Here is a 21,998-nt window from a genome sequence, read left to right as displayed (position 1 = left end):
GCGCTATTGATCGTATTCGGCCGACAGAATATATGTCGGGGGATGTCCAGGTTCGGTCAATGTTGGTTTTTTGCCGTTCTGGACAGGTTTTGAGGCGAAACTTGAGCTTGGATGGATAGATGGATCTGGGCTGCCGGAAGGAAAATGTCGCTGTGGACAAGCGGGTTCGCGAAGCTGGCCTGAGGCCGACGCGTCAGCGCATTGCGCTGGCCGATCTGCTTTTTGCCAAAGGCGACCGCCATCTGTCGGCCGAGGAACTGCACGAGGAGGCAATCGCCGCCGGCGTGCCGGTATCGCTCGCCACCGTCTACAACGCCCTTCATCAATTCACCCAGGCGGGCCTTCTGCGCATCCTGGCCGTCGAGGGGTCGAAGACCTACTTCGACACCAACACCTCCGATCACCATCATTTCTACATTGAGGGCGAAAACAGGATTTTTGACATCGCCAGCGGTCCTGTCACGGTTTCCAACCTGCCGGAGCCGCCGGAGGGCATGGAGATCGCCAATGTCGATATTGTGGTGAGGCTGCGCCCGAAACGCTGCGAGTGATCGGCGCTGATGAGGCCGCGAGATACCGTCTCGCCTGATCGGCCTCTAAAGCGCGTCGCGTTTGGCCGGCCTCATGCGACGCGCTTCAGGTTGTTGTTTTTACGCATGTCGTTATCGCAAAACCGCTGCGCACTTTTGCGCGACATGCGTTGGACCATCATCCCGAACCGGCAAGAAGAGGTCAGTCCTTGACCCGTTCGCCCGGATAGGCGCCCCAGACCAGCGACTGGGCGAGCCAGCCGGTGTGGCCACTGAAGGTCATTTCGCACCACTGGCCGTCACAGGACTTGATCGTGCCCATGGCGCCAGGCTCGACGATTGCGACGATGCCGGCATCCTTTTGCGGGTCGTCGAGCAGGTTGATTCGGGCATCTTTGCCGCGCTGCCAGGGTGCTACGATCGCCGTGCGGCGACCTGAAAGCAGCGACTGGTTGATCCAGCCTTCCGAGCCGTCGGCATCGCGCACCCGACGCCAGGTGTCGAATTCCTGGACGATCTCCATCGGCAGGCCGGGCTTCATATACATCCAGTCGACGGAATAGTTGACGCCTGGTCCGACGCGGGAGTTGACGCGGCCGGCCTTCAGGCTGACGAAGCGCGGCAGCGGCAGGCCGCTCGGCCCGAGCGTGACGCTCTGGGTCGGTGCTGCCGCATTCTGTGCCGCCACATCCGGGGAATAAAGCAGAGCGCCGAGAAATGCTGCGCTGAGGGCCAGGCGGAGCGACGCGAAACCAGACACTTTCGTTCCCTTTCGGCGCCGGCTCATCGCCCTGGCGCCCCTTTTTCTTTGTCTTCGGCGGAACCTCTTGTTACATGGAGAACTGGCACCGCGACCGGCCTGCAGTTTCGCCTGTCTTGGTTAAAGAGGTCTCAACGAGGTCGGGTTCGAGGAAACAATGGTAGGCAGAAAAAGGCCCCTCGTCGTCATCACGCGGAAGCTGCCCGACCCGGTCGAGACCCGCATGCGTGAGCTTTTCGACGCCCGGCTGAATGTCGAAGACCGGCCGATGACGCAGCCGGAATTGGTCGCGGCGGTCAAGGAAGCCGACGTGCTGGTGCCGACCATAACCGATCAAATCGACGCGGCGCTGATCGCTCAGGCCGGCGACAACCTCAAGCTGATCGCCAATTTCGGCAACGGCGTCGACAAGATCGACGTGTCAGCAGCAGCGAAGAAGGGCATTACCGTCACCAACACGCCGAACGTGCTGACCGAAGATACCGCCGACATGACCATGGCGCTGATGCTGGCGGTGCCGCGGCGGCTGGCGGAAGGCGCCAATGTGCTGACCGGCGACAAGAAATGGGCCGGCTGGTCGCCGACCTGGATGCTCGGCCGGCGTATCTGGGGCAAACGCCTCGGCATTGTCGGCATGGGCCGCATCGGCACCGCCGTCGCCCGGCGGGCCAAGGCCTTTGGCCTGTCGATCCACTATCACAACCGCCATCGCGTCCTTGCTGCGGTCGAGGATGAGCTGGAGGCGACCTATTGGGAAAGCCTCGACCAGATGCTTGCCCGCATGGACATCATTTCGGTCAATTGTCCGTCGACGCCGGCGACCTTCCATCTGCTTTCGGCGCGGCGGCTGGCGCTTCTGCAACCGTCCGCTTACATCGTCAACACGGCGCGCGGCGACATCATCGACGAGGACTCTCTGGTCAAGCTGATCCAGGACGGCAAGATCGCCGGCGCCGGGCTCGACGTCTACGAGCATGAGCCGGCGCTGAACAGCAAATTGCTGAAGCTCGCCGCCAAGGGCAAGGTCGTGCTGTTGCCGCATATGGGGTCGGCGACGCTCGAAGGCCGGATCGACATGGGCGAGAAGGTGATCATCAACATCCGCGCCTTCTTCGATGGCCATCGGCCGCCGGATCGCGTACTGCCGCTGCGGACGTGACCGGCTGCCATCTTAAGTTAGCGTATACTTACGAAAGCACCTTGCGCATGGTGATCGAGGTCGGTCGGTCATAGCCAGTGTGCGCCGTCCGTTCCGTTTCGCGAAAGCCAAGGCGGGCAAAGGCCGCGTGATTCCCGGTCAATTCGATCCGCGTCTGAAGCTCGATCGCAGGCTTGCCGCGGTCGCAGGCAAGGTCCTCGACAGCTTGCATCAGCCGCCTGGCAATGCCTTGTCCCCGAAAATCCGGTTCGACCGCGAGCTTTCCGACATAGAAATCTCTGGCCCGCTCGAGGACAAAAACGCAGCCGACAATCCTGCCGTCGTTCAGCGCCGCAAAGCCCGTCTCCTGCCGGGCCTTGTCGCGGAGATTCTCGACCGTGAGCCGATGCGCCGACGATGGCGGATCGATGACGCCGTCCATGGCAGCGAAGGCGCGCATGATCAGCGCCAGCACCTCGTCCCAACGCTCGAAATCGGCCGGAAGCTGCGCGACGGAAACCAGGCTGCCCAAAATCTAGCTGCTCTTGTAGCGGATCGTGTCGAAGCGCGCGGCCAACGCATCGTAAAGCAGCAGCCGGCCGACCAGCGGCTCGCCGATGCCGGCGATCAGCTTGATCGCCTCCATGGCCTGCAGCGTGCCGACGACGCCGGTCAGCACGCCGAGCACGCCGGCCACGGCGCAGGATGGCACCAGGCCGGCCGGCGGTGGTTCCGGGAAAAGATCGCGATAACTCGGATTCGGCCTGCCGTCGGTGCCGGTCTCGAACGGTTTCAGCACGGTCACCGAGCCGTCGAAGCGGCCGACGGCGGCATGGACCAGCGGCCGCTTTTCCGCGGCGCAGGCGTCGGCCACCGCATAACGGGTTTCGAAATTGTCGGAGCCGTCGACGACGATGTCATATCGGGCGACTAGGGCAGGGGCGTTGTCCGCCGTCAGCCTGAGATTGTGTAGTTCCACGGCGACGTTGGGGTTGATGCGGGCGATCGCCGCCTTGGCACTGTCGGTCTTCGCCATGCCGACAGCGCCGGTGCCGTGGATCACCTGCCTTTGCAGGTTCGACAGCGAGACGCTGTCGTCGTCGACGATGCCGAGCGTGCCGATGCCGGCTGCGGCAAGATATTCAAGCACCGGCGCTCCCAGCCCGCCGGCGCCGACGACCAGGACCCGAGCCCGCTTCAGTCGCTGCTGGCCGGCGCCACCGATCTCGGGCAGCACGATGTGGCGGGCGTAGCGTTCGAGTTCTTCGTCGGTGAGCGCGGTGGTGATCATCGCCGGACCATATAGCGGGAGAAAAACCTTGTCAGGCGGTAATGCACGTTGCCAAAGCCTGCCACCGGCCTGCCCATCGGGGTGCGCAGCGGTTGAATGGTGAATAGTGAATAGTGAATAGTGAATAGTGAATAGTGAATAGTGAATAGTGAATAGTGAATAGTGAATAGCGACCACTCAGTAGTGATTAGTGATTAGTGATTAGTGAAATAATGGCGCTCTCACCACCATTCACCATTCACCATTCACCATTCACCATTCACCGAACCGTGCCATGATCGACGGTCAAAAACTGCGCGCGTCCGTCGAGACTGGAAAACAGCGCCGCATCGGTCCCGGTCATGAAAGCCTGGCAATTCAGCTCTTCGAGGATCGAGAACAGCGCGGCGCGTCGGCCCGCGTCGAGATGGGCGGCGATTTCGTCGAGCAGCAGGATCGGCGTCATGCCAGACATCTCGCCGGTCAGCCGGGCGTGCGACAGGACCATGCCGACCAGCAGCGCCTTCTGCTCGCCCGTCGAACAGAGTTCGGCCGGCATCGCCTTGGGCCGGTGCCGCACCACGAGGTCCGACCGGTGCGGGCCGTCGAGCGTGCGCCCGGCGGCGCGGTCGCGATCGCGAGCTTCGGCAAGCGCGCGGCGGAACCGCTCCTCGACATCGACAGCCGCGCTGGTTGTGACCTCGCTTTCCAGCGCGCCGGACAGGCCGATGTCGACTTGCGGAAATGGACCGGAGCTTGGCAGCCTGTCGATCATGGCGGTGAGCAGGCGCACCAGTTCGGCACGCGCCGCGGCAATCGCCACACCGGTTTCGGCCATTTGCGTCTCGATCGCATCGAACCAGGCGCCATCGCGCGAGCCTTCGGCGAGCAGTCGATTGCGGCCGCGCATCGCTTTTTCGTAGTCGAGCGCGCGCTGGCCGTGGCCCGGATCGATCGCCAGCACCTGCCGGTCGAGAAAGCGCCGCCGATCTGCGGCCGGCCCGGTGAACAATGCATCCATCGCCGGTGTCAGCCAGACGACGCGCAACCATTCCAGCATGTCCTCCGCCGAGCGCGCCGCCGCGCCGTTGATCCGCACCCGCCGGCCGCCTTCGGCGGCGTCGCCGCCCGCGATGCCGGTGCCGATCTCGACCGGGCCGACCGGCCCATCGAGCCGGGCATGAATGGCAAAGCCGCCGTCGCCGCCTTCGCGCGCCACGTCGGCATAAGGCGCACGGCGCAGGCCGCGCCCCGGCGTCAACAGGGAAATCGCCTCCAGCAGATTGGTTTTGCCGGCACCATTGTCACCGGAAAAAACCACCGGGCCGGGATCGAGATCGATCGAAAGTGTTGTGTAATTGCGGAAATTGGTAAGCGAAAGCTTACTTATATGAGTCTGCTGATCGCGCTCAGGCTGCTTCGCAACTCCGGTCATGACAGCAAGATGGCCTCGTTCGGGCCTAAAGCGCGCCGCGTTTGACCGGCCTCATGCGACGCGCTTTAGGTTTGTTGTTTTTATCCATGTCGTTATCGCAAAACCGCGGCACACTTTTGCGCGACATGCATCAGACCCGCATCGGCATCAGCACGTAGAGGGTGGTTTCGTCGGCCATGTCGTGGATCAGCGTTGGCGAGCCGGCATCCGCCAGCATGAATTTTGCCTCGGTGCCGGTCAACTGGGCGGCGACGTCGAGCAGATATTTGGCGTTGAAGCCGATTTCGATCGCGTCGGACGAATAATCCGCGGCCAGTTCTTCGGTGGCGCTGCCCGAATCCGGATTGTTGACTGCAAGCGTGACCTGGCCTTCTCCAATCGAAAGCTTCACCGCCCGGCCGCGTTCGGACGAAATGGTCGATACGCGGTCGACGGCGGCGGCGAAACTCTGGCGGTCGATGATCAGCTTCTTGTCGTTGCCGGTCGGGATCACCCGCTGATAGTCCGGGAAGGTGCCGTCGATCAGCTTCGAGGTCAAAACGACGCTGCCGATGGTGAAACGGATCTTGGTGTCGGACAATTCGGTGGTCACCGCGATATCAGGGTCGTCGACGAGCTTTTGCAATTCGCTCACCGTCTTACGCGGAATGATGATGCCCGGCATGCCTTCCGATCCTGCCGGCGCGTCGATCTCGGCGCGCGCCAGCCGATGGCCGTCGGTCGCTACCGAGCGCAGCTTCAGCTTGCCGTCGGCGTCATGCGTGTGCAGGTAGATGCCGTTCAGGTAGTAGCGCGTCTCTTCGGTGGAGATGGCGAATTGGGTCTTCTCGATCAGGCCCTTGAGCGCGACCGAATCAAGCCGGAAGATATGCGAGAACGATCCGGCCGAAAGCTCCGGGAAATCGGATTGCGGCAGGCACTGCAGGCGGAAGCTCGAGCGGCCCGAGGTCACCGTCATGGCGTTGCCGTCCTCGTCGGTCTTCAGCATGACCTCCGCGCCGTCGGCGAGCTTGCGCACGATGTCGTAGAGCAGGTGCGCCGGGACCGTCGTCGCGCCGCCGCGCTCGACCTTGGCGGGCGTGGCTTCGGTCACCTCCAGGTCGAGGTCGGTCGCCTTCATTTCAAGGGTGGCGCCTTCGGCGCTCAGCAGCACGTTCGACAGGATCGGTATAGTGTTGCGCCGTTCGACCACGCGATGAACGTGGTTGAGCGACTTCAGGAGATTTGACCGTTCCAGGATAACACGCATGACGAAACAGGCTCGCTTGAATGAATGAGCGGGTCTCCGGCAAGCGGCAACCCGCGAAAGGTCTGAACAGGCTCAGAATCTGCACAAACTGACAGGAAAAAACCCGTGAACGCAAGCCCGTGCTGACGGTTCGGGCCGGTTACGCGGGCTTTCTTGGGATAAAACCGGCGAAGCCCGCAAGCCATGCCTGTCGCCCAAAAGCATGCCCTCGGGTCAGGCCCGAGAGTGTGCATGGGCTTTGCGGCAACGACGTGCATAAAGACAGAGATTTCAAGCGCGTTGCAGCCATCCAGACGCGACACGCTTCTGTTTTTTCGGGCCGGTCAGGCCTGGTCGTTGATCAGTCTTCTCAGCAATTCGAGCTCCTGCGCCAGCGTGTTGTCGACGCCTGAAAGATCCTCGATCTTGCGCACGGCGTGCAGCACCGTCGTATGGTCGCGGCCACCGAAACGCCGCCCGATCTCCGGCAAGGAGCGCGGTGTCATCACCTTCGACAGGTACATCGCGACTTGCCGCGGCTTGACGATGGTGCGGGTGCGCCGGTTGGACAGAAGTTCCGTCTTCGACACATTGTAGTGGCGCGCGACGATGCGCTGGATGTCCTCGATGCGCACCCGCTTCGGCTCGCCCGAACGATAGATGTGGCCGAGGATCTCATCGATGCGGTCGATGGTGATCTGCGGTTCGAACGACTGGCGGAACAGAAGCTGGTTGAACGCACCTTCGAGTTCACGCCCGCTGCCGGTCACCGTGCGGGCGACATGGTTGAGGATCTCCTCCGAGATGTCGAGCGATTGATCGTCGGCCTTGGCGGTGGCAAGGCGCAGCTTGAGCATGCCGATCCGCATGGCGAAATCCGGCGCCGACATTTCGAGCGCGACGCCGCCGTTGAGGCGCGAGCGGACGCGGGGCTCCAGTGATTCCAGTTCCGACGGCGGCCGGTCGGCGGCGACCACCACCTGCTTGGCGCTGTCGAGCAGCATGTTGATCAGATGGCAGAATTCATGCTGGATCGACTTGCCCTGCAGGAACTGCATGTCGTCGATGATGAGGAGGTCGATGTCGCGCAACTGTTCCTTCAGCGTCAGCGCGTTGTTGTCGCGGATCGCGGTGGCAAACCGCCACATGAAATATTCGGCCGTGAGATAGACGACGCGCGACTTCGGATTCTGCTTCAGCGATTCCGCCGCGATCGCCTGCAGCAGGTGCGTCTTGCCCAGCCCCACCGTCGCGTGCAGAAACAGCGGATTGAAGCGCACCGCGCTCGACTGCGATTCCGCCACCGCCTTGGCGGCGGCGAAGGCCACCCGGTTCGACGGTCCTTCGATGAAGGAGCCGAACGTGTAGCGCGGGTCAAGTGGCGAACCGAGCACATTGTGCCGGAACTCGGTCTCGGCAGGCATTCCCGGGCGAGGTGCCGGTACCCGCTCCACCCTGCCGGGGGCCGCTGTTCCCGCGGCCAGCGCCGTTTGCGCTTGCCTGGTCATCTTGCGCGCCGGGGCCACTTCGGGCTCGACGCCGTTGCGCCCCGGGCGGGTAGCGGTGCGCACGACGATCTCGATCTTGAGGATTTCAGGATCCTCGTGTTTCCACAGCTCGGCGATGAGGTCGAGGTAGTGGCCGTTGATCCACGAGCGCAGGAAGGCGGTGGGCACCGAGATGCGGACAATGCCCCGGGACGCCTCGGCGACCTTCATGCGCCCGAACCAGCTCGAATAGACTTCGGTTCCCAGACGCGCCTTCAACTGGGCCTTGACCCGGTCGAACTTTTGTTCCGCGTCGATGGAAGCCGACATAGCGTCCCCTCCGGTTAAGGTCCCAGGGAATGGGAGGTCGCCCGTAAGCTCCCTTTCGATGCCGCTCTGCATGATCGAGTTCCTTGTCCTTTTGTACCTTTTTCCGCCGGGAATGCGCCTCCTGCATCCATGTTTCCGGCGACCGTGTCCTCACAGCGACACCATCGCCGCCGCCGGCAGCTGATGTCGCCTCATTGTCGGGGAACCGGCGCCGGCTCCTCGGAGCCAGCCCGCTTTGGTCATGTCAGGGCAATGCAATTCCGCCCGGCGAAACGCCGGCGCGTCATTGATCTGCCATGTACAATTACGCCATTCCCCTACCGTATCGAAAAGGCAAACCAAACCCGTACGCGGAGATGATCCGCGTCATGAATTCTGCCACTTTTTTGCTGGCCGATTCAGGCTGGGTTAAGGGCCAACGGCCCGTCCCTCTCGATAGACAGACCTTAGCGAAATCGCTGTGGATAGGGCAAGGCCACGACTAACGGATTTTTAAGGAATGTGGTTAGCGCAAACGGGTTCGGAGCCTGCGTTGCACTGGCTTGTTTTGACAAACCCATTGTGATTCAAACCCTTTTCCGGCGAATGTGAAAAAGGCCGCGTCGCGCGAAATTTTATCAAATAATTTTCTTGACAGGCAATTGTCCCCCATCCCTCGCACCCGATGTGAACAAGCTGTGGATGACCGTCCGCAACCGTTTGAAAAATAAAGGTCATTTTCGACAGTTGATATTTTCGCCGTGAACGCTTTCAGCGGCTGCGCCTGTCAGCCGGCATGTATATGCCGGCAAAGCAATTCGAACTTCGAAATCGTGCGGGGTGTTGCTTGCGGGCTTTCTTTTTAAGTACTTGCCGGCAAACGAAAAAACCCGGCACGAGCGGCCGGGTCTGAAAAGGACAAGTTTAGTAAAGGTATATCAGCCCGGATATCCGGGTTAGGCCGACAACACCTTGAGGCGCTGGGCCAGGCGCGACACCTTGCGGGATGCCGTATTCTTGTGCACCACGCCCTTGCTCGCGGCGCGCATCAATTCCGGCTCAGCCACCTTGAAAGCAGCCTGGGCGGCCGCCTTGTCGCCCGAGGCGAGCGCCTCTTCGACCTGGCGGATGTAGGTCCGCACGCGCGAGCGGCGGTTCTTGTTGATCGCCGTGCGGCGGGCGATCTTGCGCGTTGCCTTTTTGGCCGAGGAGGTATTGGCCATGATGCCTCTCTTCTGATCTGGTGGGCGCATGCGGGATGCCGCAAGGCGCAAAAAACAAACGGGCAGCCACAGGGCCGCCTCGGTTGGTGCGGCTTATAGTTCAGCTTTTCCGGCGCGTCAACGCTGCTTCGCCTTCTTTTTGGGCCGCTGCTGTCGCTCGCTCCCGGCTGATGTCGTCCCCATCTACCAGTTCGATAAATTTGGCTACCGGTTCGAGAAATTTGGCTTCCGCTTCTCGACAAAGGCCGCCATGCCTTCCTTCTGGTCATCGAGCGCAAACAGTGAGTGAAACAGCCGGCGCTCGAACCGCAGCCCCTCGGCCAGCGTCGTTTCATAGGCGCGGTTGACGGCCTCTTTCGCCATCATCACCGACGGCAGCGAAAAATCGGCTATCTTGCCCGCCGCCTTCAACGCCTCCTCGAGCAATTCGCCGGCGGGCACGACACGCGACACCAGGCCGCAACGCTCGGCTTCCGCCGCATCCATCATCCGTCCGGTCAGGCACATGTCCATCGCCTTCGACTTGCCGACGAAACGGGTCAGGCGCTGCGATCCGCCCATGCCCGGCATGACGCCGAGCGTGATCTCGGGCTGGCCGAACCTGGCGTTGTCGGCGGCGATGATGAAATCGCACATCATCGCCAGTTCGCAGCCGCCGCCGAGCGCATAGCCGGCCACCGCCGCGATGACAGGCTTGCGCGCCCGGGTGAGCTCTTCCCAGCCGATAAAGAAATCCTGCACATAGGCGTCGACAAAAGAGATCGCCTGCATTTCCTTGATGTCGGCACCTGCCGCGAAGGCTTTTTCGGAGCCGGTGATAACCATCGCGCCGATGTCGGCATTCGCGCAAAAGCCGTTCACGGCCGCGACCACGTCTGCCAGGACCTGCGAGTTCAGCGCATTGAGCGCCTTCGGCCGGTTCAGCGTGATCAGCCCGACCTTGCCGCGGGTTTCGACGATAATCGTTTCATAGGCCATGACTGTATCTCCTCACTCGGTCATCTCCTTGCATCAGGCGTCCAACTCACACCCCGGCACCTGGCTTACACCCCCACCTAAGTCACAACTGACAGGTCCGGCAATAGAAGGTGGAACGCCCGCTTTGCACGATGCGTTCTACATGGCCGCTGCAGCCGTGCTTGGAGCAGGGCTCGCCCTCGCGATCATAGACCGCGAACGAATGCTGGAAATAGCCCAGGGACCCGTCGGTCTGCACGTAGTCGCGCAGCGACGATCCACCGGCGGCGATCGCATCGGCGATCACTTCGCGGATTGCTTCGGCCAGGGCGTCGCGCTGCTGTTTGGCCTTCTTTCCAGGCTTTGCGATGGTGCCCGCCTCGCGCAACGGCGACAGGCCGGCGCGCCACAGCGCCTCCGACACGTAGATATTGCCGAGCCCGGCGATCAGCCGCTGATCGAGAAGTGCTGCTTTTAGCGGCGACTTCCGGCCTTTCAGCAGCGAGGCGAGCAGTTCGCCGTCCAACGCATTGCCTGTCGGCTCGACGCCAAGTCCCGCCAGCATCGGATGCGTGTCAGGCGTCCCTTCCGAAAACAGCATGAAGCCGAAACGGCGCGGATCGTTGAAGGTCAGCCGGGACCGGGCGCCTTGGGGAGAGACGATATGGAAGACGACATGGTCGTGCACCGCGGCCTTCGGGCGCTCATGATAAAACGCGCCCAGCATTTCGCTGCTTTCGGGCGTGTCATCAGACGTTTCGATGCGGAACGAGCCCGACATGCCGAGATGGCAGATCAGCACCGGACCGCCTTCCAGGTGCATCGTCAGGTATTTGGCCCGGCGGCCGAGCGCCGTAATCGTCTTGCCGGTCAGCCTCTCCAGGAATTTTTCGGGAAACGGAAAGCGCAGGTCGGGCCGGCGCGCCTCGACGCGGGCGATGCGGGCGCCTTCCAGAACCGGCTGCAGGCCCCGCCGCACCGTTTCGACCTCAGGCAACTCAGGCATGGCCGCCTATCGCTGTGTAGAAGGAGGTGCCGTGACGGCCGCGTGCCAACCCAAGATGCTCGGCGACGGTTTCACCGATGTCGGCGAACGTCGCTCTCAACCCGATGTCGCCGCCAAAGCCTGGTCCGGTTCCGATCACCGGAATGCGTTCGCGCGTATGATCGGTGCCGTGCCAGGTCGGATCGTTGCCATGGTCGGCCGTGAGGATGAGAAGGTCGCCTTCCCTCAGCCGTGCAAGCGCCTCCGGCAGCCGCCGGTCGAAGGCCTCGAGCGCGGCGGCATAGCCGGCAACGTCGCGCCGATGGCCGAACTCGGTGTCGAAATCGACGAAATTGGCGAAGACGAGGTCGCGGTCGCCGGCGTCGTCCATCGCGCCGAGCGCCTTGTCGAACATCGCCATGTTGCCGGCGGCCTTGCGCACTTCCGAAATGCCGCGATGGGCGAAGATGTCGCCGATCTTGCCGACCGCGATGACCCGGCTGCCGCGCGCCGTCAGCCGGTCGAGCAGGGTCGGTTCGGGCGGCGGCACCGAATAGTCCCGGCGGTTGTGCGTCCGTTCGAAGCTGGCGGCGGTTTCGCCAATGAAAGGCCGCGCGATCACCCGTCCGATGTTCAGGGGATCGACCAGCCTGCGCACCACCTTGCAGAATTCGTAGAGCCGCTCCAGGCCGAAGTGAACTTCATGCGCGGCGATCTGCAGGACGGAGTCGACCGAAGTGTAGCAGATCGGCTTGCCGGTGCGGACATGTTCCTCGCCGTACCACTCGATGATCTCGGTGCCCGGAGCATGGCAATTGCCGAAAATGCCCGGCACCTCTCCTTCGCGAATGATCGCTTCGGTCAGGTCGGCTGGAAAGGCGGGAACCGTGTCCGGGAAATAGCCCCAGTCGAAGCGGACCGGCAGGGCGGCGATTTCCCAATGGCCTGACGGCGTGTCCTTGCCGCTCGAAATCTCCTGCGCCGCGCCGTGGAAGGCGGAGGCAAGCAGGCCGCCGCTGTCGAAGCCGAATCCTGTCGCGGTTTTCGCCGCGTGCGCCAGACCGAGCGAGAGCATGTTAGGCACGAAAAGCGGGCCCTTGCGCAGCCCCTCGCGATCCGCCCGGCCTTCCGCGCAGGCTCCAGCGATGTGTCCGAACGTGTTGGAACCGGTGTCGCCATAGCGCTCGGCGTCGGCCGCGCCGCCGATGCCGAAGGAATCGAGAACAAAAAGGAAGGCGCGCGCCATTGCAGGGGTTCATTATTATCGTTTGTCTGTCCGCCAAGACATAGGCGGCCGCGCCGCCATTGGCAATTCGGAACCAGACGGCTGTGTGCACATCCGGGCGCGATGGTAGAATTGTCGCCGGCATCGGCGTGGATCGACGAAAACGAGAGGGAACTCACATGCGACATGCAAGGCATCCGCGGCTATCGTGCGCCTGGTGTCAGGCCGATAGCAATGGCGATCGGGCGCCGTCGTTCAGCAGGTGTCGCAGGTAATCGTCGGGCTCCTGCGGGGCCTGAGATAATAAGTTTCGCCCATCGATATCGAGTTGAAAGCCGAACTGAAGCCAAGCCGCTTTTCACTATCCGCCGACCAGGTGATGATCGGCTCGTATGCCAGATTGCTTTCGACGCGAACGAGAAACGTGCCCTTGACCTCGAGCTGCGGTGCAACCGTGGTGACGGAGTTTTTGGCGGCGCCGGCGCTGAAGGCATCGCCGACCATCTTGCGTGACCAAGCGACCAGCACCCGCGGCGTCGGCTCGTTCGTGACCTGGATCGCGGTGATGGTGATTTCCGGGATCGATCGGTTGTACGGCTGAAGGGAGGAGTTGCCGATCTGCATGATCGCATCGAGTTCGGCCGGCGTGACGGTCTGCTGCTGGGTGACGAGATCCGCCACCATGCTGCCGATGCGACTGACCTTCTTGTTGGTCTCGATGGCTTGCGAGGCTTCCATGGTCAAGAAGTACATCATCAGCAGGACGGGCACGATGAAGGCAAACTCAACCGCCGCGACACCGCGGCGATCACGGCAGAACCGTATGGCTTTCGCGCAGATCCCAGCGGTCCTCATATGTGCCCCGCACGCCCCATGCTATCGTCCTTTTCCCACGCAGCGGTTTGCATTTTCAGTCGTCGAACGGCTCGTTCTTCCAGGTCATCGATGCGAAATGCAGCGTGTTGCCGTCTTTCAGATTGGCCATCGACTTGGCCATGAAATCGGTCATGACGGGCCATTTGTAAAAAACCCGCAGCATGTTTATCGATTCAGCCAAGCCCGGGGATACCGTAAAAGTCGAGGGGGTTATACCGGTCAACGCGATTTCGCCGTCTTGGATATTGAAGCCCGCCTGGGCCGCAGCGGCGAAGCTCGGATACGCGCGCAGATCCACTTCCAATCCCGGGCAGTCCTTGGCGACCATGATCTCCAGCCGGCTGCAGATCATGGACTTCAGCGTCGCCTCGGTTACGTTTGCCTGCCTTACCTGGCCCGTTCGCAGCTGGCGCGCGACATCGTCGGTGATATTGGCCATCACCTCTTGCCCGGCAAATGAAATGCAGCTCTCCAGTATGGCAAAGACGAGGAGCGCAAATGGCACCGCAAGCATCGCGAACTCCAAAGCGGTGCTGCCGCGCCGGTCGCCAAGGAAGCGCGCTGAAAGGCTTGATCGTCCTGCTTTGCTCATGTCCCGTGCCTGCCGATCCCTTAGGGGGTGTCGGGCAACATTAGCGCAAACCCATTGAAGTGCGGTTTTGATGATCGTTAAATTCGAAGGGGAGGTTTTAACAGGCCGATAACCGAAGCGGCTTTTTCAGCGAGACGAAACGGTCGGGTCGCTTACTGGCCGGCGCTCATCTCGGCTTCCGAGGTCTTCTCCGCCTCGCTTTTATATGAGCTTTCGCAATACGGCGTGCACGACATGGTCTGTATTTCGGCGCGTCGATAGATGCGCACCGAGGACGCGTCCTGTCGCACGACGGTGATCTGCTCGTCGACGATCGGACGGCCCTCCTGATCGAGGACGACGAGATTGGTGACGCCGAAGCCCTTGCCCGTCAGCACGATCGTCGAAGCATCCTGCACCGAGGCGTCGGCGATCGCCGGATTGCCGACGACGATCGTATCGGCAGCGCGCGACAATTTGACGATCTTCGCCTGGTTCATGGTGACCTCGATGCCGGCGCCGGCCTTGGCCGGCACGATAAGAGCCGTGGCGGCAAGCAGCGCGGCAATCGGAAAGGACGATCTCGGCCCGGTCATTGAAGCGCTCCACGACGGCAATTTGCTCAACGGAACATGAACGAGATTGGTGAAGCAAGGGTTAAGGGAGGGGAGCCGTGATGATGTCGGGCTCGGCCCTTTGATCGCCTGGAGCTGGGATCGCCAGGAGCGGTCGCTAAATTGCCCCTTTCGCAGCCTGCTGCGCCTGTCGGGTCAATAGGCGCCGCTTAGTCTACGGTTAACCACGCAATGTCATCGAAGCCGGAAAGGAATCGGTAAGGCTGTTTATTAAGTCGATCGAAAGAGCTTCTCGATAGATTGGCAGTATCCGATCAGCCAACAGAGAAGTTGACGGAATTGCTGTAACACCTGGAGTAGGAGCTCTCGAATGTCTAATCTCATTGCACGTTTTGTGAAGGACGAATCCGGCGCGACCGCCATCGAATACGGTCTGATCGCCGCTCTCATCGCGCTCGCCATCATGGTCGGCGCCGGCCAGCTCGGCACCGCGCTGGACGAGAAATTCAGCGATATTGCCGATACGCTCGAAGGCGCCGGTGGCGCTGCCCCGGCCCCGGCCCCGGCCCCGGCCCCATAATAACTGCGCTCAGTTGTTTCCAGATAGGGGCCGCCGCACTGGCGGCCCCTATCTATTCATATCGCACGATTTGAATTTTCGGCCTCACCAATCGTTAATCGGACATGCCTAGGCTGGGGCCAGGCACAGTTTGACCACAGGCGCCGCGTCCATGCTTGAAGCCCTGATCTTCGTTGTCTTTCCGTTCTGCATGCTTTTCGCCGCGATCTCCGACATGCTGTCGATGACGATCGCCAATCGCGTGCCGGTGCTGCTTGTCGGCGTCTTCGCCCTGGTCGCGCCGCTGACCGGCATGGACTGGGCAAGCTATGGCTGGCATTTTGCCGCCGGCGGCCTGGTCCTCGCCGTGACCTTCGGGCTGTTCGCGCTCGGCGGCATGGGCGGCGGCGACGCCAAGCTGCTGGCCGCCAGCGCCGTCTGGATGGGGCTGAACATCCACCTCGTCGACTACCTCCTGGTCTCGACCGTCATCGGCGGCCTGCTGACGCTCGCCATCCTCGCCTATCGGAAATCGCCGCTTGCGGCCGTCACAAGCCACAACCCGTTTTTACGCCATTTCGCCGACGAGACATCAGGCGTTCCCTATGGCATTGCGCTTGGCATTGGCGGCCTGCTCACCTTTCCGGCTTCGCCGTTGATGGCGTGGGCGCTCGCAAGCCTGGCGGCGTGATTCTTCCCGCGTCAGGCCAGCCTTTCCCATTCGATTTGGAGTTGGAGCAGGCGGCTTGGCCGACTTTTTACGGGCCGGACCGGATGCTTCAAATTTATGTAAACCTTAAATTAAGCACGATCGTAAGTATTAAATTAACCTTGTTTTGACGATTGCCGCTGCATGGTTCCGGCTTGGCTAGGTTGTTTGCCAAGGCGAGGTTCGGACATATGCCAGCATCCCGACTGATCATTCTAGGCGTGGCGGTCGCCGCGGCGGGTGGCGCAGGATATGTCGCAAAAAACATGGTGGCGGCGCCGCCGCCTCAAATCGTCGATTCCGGCCCCGAGGCGCCGGCAATCGCGCTGCAGGACGTGCTTGTCCTGTCCGGCGACGTTCCGATGGGCGGTCCGCTCGCGAACAACATCACCTGGCAGTCCTGGCCGGCCAACGGCATCAATGCGAATTTCATCACCCGCGCCGCCGAACCCGATGCGCTGGAGAAGCTGAAAGGCGGCGTCGCCCGCGTGGCGATGTATGCCGGTGAGCCGCTGCGGCGCTCCAAGCTGATTGGCGAGGGACAGAGCTTCATGTCGTCGATCCTGCCCTCCGGCATGCGGGCGGTCGCCACAGCCGTATCGGCCGATACGTCGGCCGGCGGCTTCATTCTTCCCAACGATTTCGTCGACGTCATCATGACCCGCAGAGCCGATCCGGCAGCCGGCGGCAGCGGCTTTACCACCGAGACCATCCTCAAGAATATTCGCGTCCTGGCGATCGACCAGACCATCCAGGAAGACGAGGAAGGCAAGCGGACCAGGGTCGGCCAGACCGCCACGCTGGAACTGACACCGCAGCAGGCGGAAATCATCACCGTCGCCCAGCAGATGGCGGATCGCCTGACATTGGCGCTGCGGTCGATCACCGACACCCAGGAGAAGAATCTGGGCGAGGCCGACTATCTCGTTTCCGGCAATGGCCGGCGCGGGACAGTGCGCCTGATCAAGTCGGGCGAAGTTTCAGAAGTGGGAGCAAGGCAATGAGGTTAAACGCTCCGGTCACACTGGCTGCGGCAATCGGCCTGTTCCTGCTTGGATCGAATGCGCATGGCCTCCTCGAGGCGAATGCGGCAGGCGCCGAGGTGTCGGCTTCGACCGCCACCCAGCGCGTCAAGCTCGGTCTCAACAAATCGGTGGTCATCGACCTGCCGAGTGATGCCTATGATATTCTCGTCGCCAACCCGGCGGTCGCCGATGCGGTGACCCGCACCGCCAGGCGCATCTATCTCTTCGGAAAGGCGGTCGGCGACACCAACATCTTCGTCTTCGGCCCCAATGGCGAACAGATCGTCAGCCTGGATCTGGCGGTCGAGCGCGACGTCGCCGGGCTGGAAGACTATATCAGGCGCTTCATACCGTCATCGAGCATCACGGTCGAATTGCTGAACGACAATGTCGTCCTGACCGGAACCGTGGACACTCCGCTGGATGCCAAGCGCGCGGTCGATCTGGCAACCATCTTCGTCTCCGGCGGTGAAGCGACCACGGGACAGTATTCGCAGACCGCCTCCGGCGGCTCGGCCGAGGCCGGTGTCGACATCGACAATCCGGATTCCGAGCGTCGCGTCAGCCAGATCGTCAACCTGCTGCAGATCATCGGCGACGACCAGGTGACGCTGAAAGTGACGGTGGCCGAAGTCAGCCGCTCGGTGATGAAGCAACTCGGCGTCAACCTGATCGGCAGCGGCAGCAGCAATGGCATCAGTTGGGCCGCGATAAGTGACAACTTCGCCGGCCTGGGCAAGTCGCTGTCAAACTCTGGCCTGGCTATCGGCACCTCGACGCTGGACGCCTACATCAACGCCATGGAGCAGTCAGGCGTCATGAAAACCCTGGCCGAGCCGACGTTGACGGCCGTATCCGGCGAGAAGGCGACCTTCAAGGTCGGCGGCGAGTACAATATGGTGACCGGCGTTTCCCAAGCCGTGTCCGACGATAACCAGACCGGTGTGAAGACGTATGAAATCGAGAAGCTCGAATACGGCATTGGCCTGGAATTCCAGCCGGTGGTGCTGTCTCCCGGCCGCATCAGCCTGAAGGTCAGGACGTCGGTTTCCGAGCCGACAACCGAGGCATCGGTATCCTTGTCAGAGGGTGTAACCAGCCCCGGCACGAACGTCCTGTCGCTCCGCAAACGCTTGGCCGACACGACGGTGGAGCTGCCTTCCGGCGGCTCGATGATGATCGCCGGCTTGGTACGGGACGACATCAGGCAAGCCGTCAACGGCCTGCCTGGGCTGACCAAGATTCCGGTGCTCGGCACGCTGTTCCGCAGCCGGGACTTCGTCCGCAACGAGACCGAGCTCGTCATCATCATCACGCCCTATCTGGTGAAGCCGGTGACGCGCAACGCCCTTGCCAAGCCGGACGACAATTTCAACGCTGCCAGCGATGGCGCCGGCATGTTCCTTGGCCGTGTCAATCGCGTCTACGGCACCATGCAGACCGACAAGCCCAACGGCCGTTATCACGGCGTTGTCGGCTTCATCTACAAGTAAGCGGGGAAGCAGACATGTCTCAGTCAGCGTTGAAGCCAAGGACGATCACCGCAGCGATGCGGTCCGGCCGTTCGCGGATCTGCCTGCCGGTCCTGGCGGTTGCGGTCGCCGCATTGCTGGCGGGCTGCGCCAACCGGGACAGCATCACGGTCGGCGCTGTTCCGGACGACTATCGCACCAACCATCCGATCGTCATTGCGGAGAAAAACCAGAAGATCGACCTTCCGGTCGGCGCCGGCGATCGCGGCATGACCGGGTCGCAGCGCGACACGCTTCTCGGCTTCCTGGATGGCTATGACAAGAGCGCCGCTCCGACCCTGACGATCTCGATCCCGAGCGGTTCGGCCAACGAGATCGCCGCGACCGCGGCCGGTCGCGATTTCGCCAGGCTTGCGATTGCCAGCGGCATCAGCCGCAACCGGATCGTCATCACCACCTACCAGTCGGTTTCGGCCGAAGCGTCCGCCCCGATCCGCGTCGCCTATGTCTCGGTGAAGGCACAGACCGACAGGTGCGGACGCTGGCCCGAAGACCTGATGCAGACCTCGGAAAACAAGCACTATGCCGATTTCGGCTGCTCGTATCAGAACAATCTTGCCGCCCAGATCGCAAATCCGACCGATCTGCTCGGGCCGCGCAAGCAATCCGATATCGACGCGGAAAATCGCGGCGCGGTAGTCGACGTCTACCGCCAGAGAGGCATTTCGGACGAATTCCTCGGCAATTCGGAAGTCGAGTATTGAGCTCGAGCCGCCCAAGTCACGGGAAGACAAGTCACGGAAAGAAATGACAATGAGCAATCTTGCCTACGACACGGCGATAGATGGCGGCGATACCTCGCAGCAGGATGCCGCCGCCATGCAGGCGTTGCGGCCGATCCCGCGCATCTCGATCCAGGCATTTTGCGAGACCGAGGGCGTTGCCAATCCGGTCGAGCGCGCCGGCGAGGATCGCCGCATGGCGAAGGCCCATCTGAAGGTCCATATGGGTGGTGTCGCCACCGCCATCGAATTCTACCAGTCGGCGCCGACACCGAACCTGATCCTGCTGGAATCGCGCAGCGAGCCGAAGCAATTGCTCGAGCAGCTCACGCAGCTCTCCGAATATTGCGATCCGACCTCGAAGGTCGTGGTCATCGGCCACTACAACGATGTCGGGCTCTATCGCGAGCTCATCCGCTCCGGCATTTCCGAATATGTCATCGCGCCGGTATCGATGGCCGATATCGTCAGCGTGATATCGACGATCTTCGTTGATCCGGAAGCCGAGCCGATCGGCCGCTCGATCGCCTTCATCGGCGCCAAGGGTGGCGTCGGCTCCTCGACCATTGCCCATAATGTGGCTTGGGCGATGTCGTCGCTGTTCAAGTCCGAAGTGGTTGTCGCCGATCTCGACCTGGCTTTCGGAACGGCCAACATCAATTTCGATCAGGATCCGGCGCAAGGCATTGCCGAAGCCGTTTTCTCACCGGAGCGCCTCGACGAGGTCTATCTCGATCGGCTGCTTGCCCAGTGCGCCGAGCATCTGTCGCTGCTTGCAGCGCCTTCAACGCTCGATCGGGTCTACGATTTCGACCCGGAGGCTTTCACCCAGCTTATCGACACGGCGCAGCGCAGCGTGCCGCTGCTGGTGCTCGATGTTCCGCACGTCTGGACGGGCTGGACCAAGAACATACTGGTCAAAGCCGACGAGATCGTGATCACGGCGACGCCGGAGCTGGCCAATTTGCGCAACACCAAGAATCTGGCCGACATGTTCAAGCGGCTTCGCCCGAACGATCCGCCGCCGAAGCTGATCATCAATCAGGCCGGCGTGCCGAAGCGCCCGGAGATTTCGTCGTCCGACTTCGCCGACTCGCTCGGCCTGTCGCCGATGTCGGTCATTGCTTTCGAGCCGCTGCTGTTCGGAAACGCCGCCAACAACGGGCGCATGCTCGGCGAAATGGATGCCAGGAACCCGGTTGTCGGCATTATCAACGAGATTGCGCATGTGCTGACCGGGCGCAGCGAAATCAAGGCAAGAAAGAAAGCGGGCCTCGGCAATCTCCTTGGCAAGCTCTCGCGCGGCAAGAAGTGATGCTTCCGGAGCGGAATTGGTAATCGATCATGTTTGGTAAAAGAGGCAGCGACGACGGCAGCCGATTCACCCCGGAATTCCGTCAGCCGGCACCTGCGCCTGCCGCGCCGGCGGCAAAACCTGCGGAAACGGCGGTTCTTGCCAAGCCCGCACCGCCGCCATCTGGCACACCTGGCGCGTCTGCTGCGCCGCCGCCCGTGCGCCGTGCGGTCGAGGCGCCGCCATTGGCCCCGGAGCCGAAAAAGCTCCAGCGCCAGAAGAGCGAAACCTATTACGACACCAAGAGCCAGGTCTTTGCCGCGCTCATCGACACCATCGACCTGTCGCAGCTCGCCAAGCTCGATCCCGAAAGCGCGCGCGAGGAAATCCGCGACATCGTCAACGACATCATCGCGATCAAGAATTTCGCGATGTCGATCGCCGAGCAGGAAGAACTGCTCGAGGACATCTGCAATGACGTGCTCGGTTACGGGCCACTGGAGCCGTTGCTCGCTCGCGACGACATCGCCGACATCATGGTCAACGGCTCCAAGGACGTCTATATCGAGGTCAACGGCAAGGTCGAGCAGACCGGCATCCGTTTTCGCGATAACCAGCAGCTCCTCAACATCTGTCAGCGCATCGTCAGCCAGGTTGGCCGCCGCGTCGATGAATCGAGCCCGATCTGCGACGCGCGCCTTCCCGACGGCTCCCGCGTCAACGTCATCGCGCCGCCGCTCGCCATCGACGGCGCCGCTCTCACCATCCGCAAGTTCAAGAAGGACAAGCTGACACTCGACCAGCTGGTCAAGTTCGGCGCCATTTCGCCGCCCGGCGCCGAGATTCTCAAGATCATTGGCCGCGTCCGCTGCAACATCGTGATTTCAGGCGGTACCGGTTCGGGCAAGACGACGCTGCTCAATTGCCTGACCAACTATATCGACCGCGATGAGCGCGTCATCACCTGCGAGGACTCGGCCGAGCTGCAACTGCAGCAGCCGCACGTCGTGCGTCTGGAAACCCGCCCGCCCAACCTCGAGGGCGAGGGTGAGGTGACCATGCGCGATCTGGTCAAGAACTGCCTGCGCATGCGGCCCGAGCGCATCATCGTCGGCGAAGTGCGCGGACCTGAAGTGTTCGATCTTCTGCAGGCGATGAACACCGGCCACGACGGCTCGATGGGCACGATCCACTCGAACAGCCCGCGCGAATGCCTGAACCGTATCGAATCGATGATCGCGATGGGCGGTTACACGCTGCCGCAGAAAACCGTGCGTGAAATCGTGGTCGGTTCCGTCGATGTGATCATCCAGGCCGCACGCCTGCGCGATGGATCGCGGCGCATCACCCACATCACCGAGGTGATCGGAATGGAGGGCGACGTCATCATCACGCAGGACATCGTCCTCTACAACATCAAAGGCGAGGACGCGAACGGCAGGCTGCTGGGCGAGCACGTTTCGACAGGCATCGGTCGTCCGCATTTCTGGGAGCGCGCCCGCTACTATGGCGAGGAACAGCGCCTCGCCAATGCGCTCGAGGCGATGGAGAAACGCGCTGACTGATCCATTTGGAGGCGTAGGGGCCA

The 21,998-nt window shown here is 62.1% G+C and carries 22 protein-coding genes; 9 read left to right on the top strand and 13 right to left on the bottom strand.

Annotation, left to right across the window (positions count from 1 at the left end; all coding sequences use genetic code 11):
* Nucleotides 1-119 precede the first annotated feature (119 nt).
* Complete coding sequence (gene irrA, locus AC0L3D_RS04665) at nt 120-551, top strand: iron response transcriptional regulator IrrA (protein ID WP_023802128.1); 432 nt, start codon at nt 120-122, stop codon at nt 549-551.
* A gap of 181 nt (nt 552-732) precedes the next feature.
* Here the strand turns inward: irrA and AC0L3D_RS04660 are convergent, their stop codons facing one another.
* Nucleotides 733-1,290 (bottom strand): SH3 domain-containing protein, encoded by a 558-nt coding sequence (locus AC0L3D_RS04660; RefSeq protein WP_473643254.1) that lies wholly within the window; start codon nt 1,288-1,290, stop codon nt 733-735.
* A gap of 157 nt (nt 1,291-1,447) precedes the next feature.
* Here AC0L3D_RS04660 and AC0L3D_RS04655 point away from each other — a divergent pair, with 157 nt between their 5' ends.
* Complete coding sequence (locus AC0L3D_RS04655; protein WP_023802130.1) at nt 1,448-2,449, top strand: 2-hydroxyacid dehydrogenase; 1,002 nt, start codon at nt 1,448-1,450, stop codon at nt 2,447-2,449.
* Between the two features lie 28 nt (nt 2,450-2,477).
* Here the strand turns inward: AC0L3D_RS04655 and AC0L3D_RS04650 are convergent, their stop codons facing one another.
* The 12 genes from AC0L3D_RS04650 to AC0L3D_RS04595 form a co-directional block, all read right to left on the bottom strand.
* The gene (locus tag AC0L3D_RS04650) at nt 2,478-2,960 is read right to left on the bottom strand and encodes a GNAT family N-acetyltransferase (RefSeq protein WP_287226905.1); all 483 of its coding nucleotides are present in this window, start codon (nt 2,958-2,960) and stop codon (nt 2,478-2,480) included.
* A 3-nt stretch (nt 2,961-2,963) separates the two neighbouring features.
* Complete coding sequence (locus tag AC0L3D_RS04645) at nt 2,964-3,719, bottom strand: molybdopterin-synthase adenylyltransferase MoeB (protein WP_473629842.1); 756 nt, start codon at nt 3,717-3,719, stop codon at nt 2,964-2,966.
* Nucleotides 3,720-3,978: 259 nt separating this feature from the next.
* Nucleotides 3,979-5,133, bottom strand: coding sequence for a DNA replication/repair protein RecF (gene recF / locus AC0L3D_RS04640; RefSeq protein ID WP_473480099.1), 1,155 nt, complete (start codon nt 5,131-5,133; stop codon nt 3,979-3,981).
* Between the two features lie 130 nt (nt 5,134-5,263).
* Complete coding sequence (gene dnaN, locus AC0L3D_RS04635) at nt 5,264-6,382, bottom strand: DNA polymerase III subunit beta (protein ID WP_023802134.1); 1,119 nt, start codon at nt 6,380-6,382, stop codon at nt 5,264-5,266.
* Nucleotides 6,383-6,705: 323 nt separating this feature from the next.
* Complete coding sequence (gene dnaA, locus AC0L3D_RS04630; RefSeq protein WP_023802135.1) at nt 6,706-8,178, bottom strand: chromosomal replication initiator protein DnaA; 1,473 nt, start codon at nt 8,176-8,178, stop codon at nt 6,706-6,708.
* A 935-nt stretch (nt 8,179-9,113) separates the two neighbouring features.
* On the bottom strand, nt 9,114-9,380 hold the full coding sequence (gene rpsT / locus AC0L3D_RS04625) for a 30S ribosomal protein S20 (protein ID WP_023802137.1): 267 nt from the start codon (nt 9,378-9,380) through the stop codon (nt 9,114-9,116).
* 204 nt (nt 9,381-9,584) lie between these two features.
* Nucleotides 9,585-10,358 (bottom strand): enoyl-CoA hydratase, encoded by a 774-nt coding sequence (locus AC0L3D_RS04620; protein WP_128169865.1) that lies wholly within the window; start codon nt 10,356-10,358, stop codon nt 9,585-9,587.
* Between the two features lie 82 nt (nt 10,359-10,440).
* Nucleotides 10,441-11,343 carry a bifunctional DNA-formamidopyrimidine glycosylase/DNA-(apurinic or apyrimidinic site) lyase gene (mutM, locus tag AC0L3D_RS04615; protein WP_473643252.1) on the bottom strand — a complete coding sequence of 301 codons (903 nt, stop codon included), beginning with the start codon at nt 11,341-11,343 and terminating at the stop codon, nt 10,441-10,443.
* The gene (locus AC0L3D_RS04610; RefSeq protein WP_473643250.1) at nt 11,336-12,568 is read right to left on the bottom strand and encodes a phosphopentomutase; all 1,233 of its coding nucleotides are present in this window, start codon (nt 12,566-12,568) and stop codon (nt 11,336-11,338) included. The genes mutM and AC0L3D_RS04610 overlap by 8 nt, the downstream gene beginning before the upstream one ends.
* A gap of 234 nt (nt 12,569-12,802) precedes the next feature.
* Entirely contained in the window at nt 12,803-13,402 is a 600-nt protein-coding gene (locus AC0L3D_RS04605) for a TadE/TadG family type IV pilus assembly protein (RefSeq protein ID WP_128169868.1), read from the bottom strand.
* Nucleotides 13,403-13,457: 55 nt separating this feature from the next.
* Nucleotides 13,458-14,015 (bottom strand): TadE/TadG family type IV pilus assembly protein, encoded by a 558-nt coding sequence (locus AC0L3D_RS04600; RefSeq protein WP_128169869.1) that lies wholly within the window; start codon nt 14,013-14,015, stop codon nt 13,458-13,460.
* 152 nt (nt 14,016-14,167) lie between these two features.
* Nucleotides 14,168-14,590: a pilus assembly protein N-terminal domain-containing protein gene (locus tag AC0L3D_RS04595; RefSeq protein WP_023802143.1), complete on the bottom strand. Its 423-nt coding sequence runs from the start codon at nt 14,588-14,590 to the stop codon at nt 14,168-14,170.
* A 349-nt stretch (nt 14,591-14,939) separates the two neighbouring features.
* On the opposite strand from AC0L3D_RS04595, the gene AC0L3D_RS04590 reads away from it, so the two are divergent.
* From AC0L3D_RS04590 to AC0L3D_RS04560, 7 genes are all read left to right on the top strand, one after another.
* Nucleotides 14,940-15,149 (top strand): Flp family type IVb pilin, encoded by a 210-nt coding sequence (locus AC0L3D_RS04590; protein ID WP_128169870.1) that lies wholly within the window; start codon nt 14,940-14,942, stop codon nt 15,147-15,149.
* 151 nt (nt 15,150-15,300) lie between these two features.
* Nucleotides 15,301-15,819 carry an A24 family peptidase gene (locus AC0L3D_RS04585; RefSeq protein ID WP_128169871.1) on the top strand — a complete coding sequence of 173 codons (519 nt, stop codon included), beginning with the start codon at nt 15,301-15,303 and terminating at the stop codon, nt 15,817-15,819.
* Nucleotides 15,820-16,028: 209 nt separating this feature from the next.
* Entirely contained in the window at nt 16,029-16,841 is an 813-nt protein-coding gene (cpaB, locus tag AC0L3D_RS04580; RefSeq protein ID WP_128169872.1) for a Flp pilus assembly protein CpaB, read from the top strand.
* A complete protein-coding gene (locus tag AC0L3D_RS04575) occupies nt 16,838-18,355 on the top strand; it encodes a type II and III secretion system protein family protein (protein WP_128169873.1) in 1,518 nt (505 codons plus the stop codon). The genes cpaB and AC0L3D_RS04575 overlap by 4 nt, the downstream gene beginning before the upstream one ends.
* Before the next feature lie 14 nt (nt 18,356-18,369).
* The gene (locus tag AC0L3D_RS04570) at nt 18,370-19,098 is read left to right on the top strand and encodes a CpaD family pilus assembly protein (RefSeq protein WP_128169874.1); all 729 of its coding nucleotides are present in this window, start codon (nt 18,370-18,372) and stop codon (nt 19,096-19,098) included.
* A gap of 49 nt (nt 19,099-19,147) precedes the next feature.
* The gene (locus tag AC0L3D_RS04565) at nt 19,148-20,431 is read left to right on the top strand and encodes a CpaE/TadZ family protein (RefSeq protein WP_287064846.1); all 1,284 of its coding nucleotides are present in this window, start codon (nt 19,148-19,150) and stop codon (nt 20,429-20,431) included.
* A gap of 29 nt (nt 20,432-20,460) precedes the next feature.
* Nucleotides 20,461-21,975, top strand: a complete 1,515-nt coding sequence (locus AC0L3D_RS04560; protein ID WP_128169876.1) for a CpaF family protein — start codon at nt 20,461-20,463, stop codon at nt 21,973-21,975.
* Nucleotides 21,976-21,998: the final 23 nt, after the last annotated feature.

The organism is Mesorhizobium sp. WSM4837 (assembly GCF_055811435.1).
The sequence above is the reverse complement of the archived record's forward strand: the minus strand, read 5'-3'. Positions and strand labels throughout refer to the sequence as shown.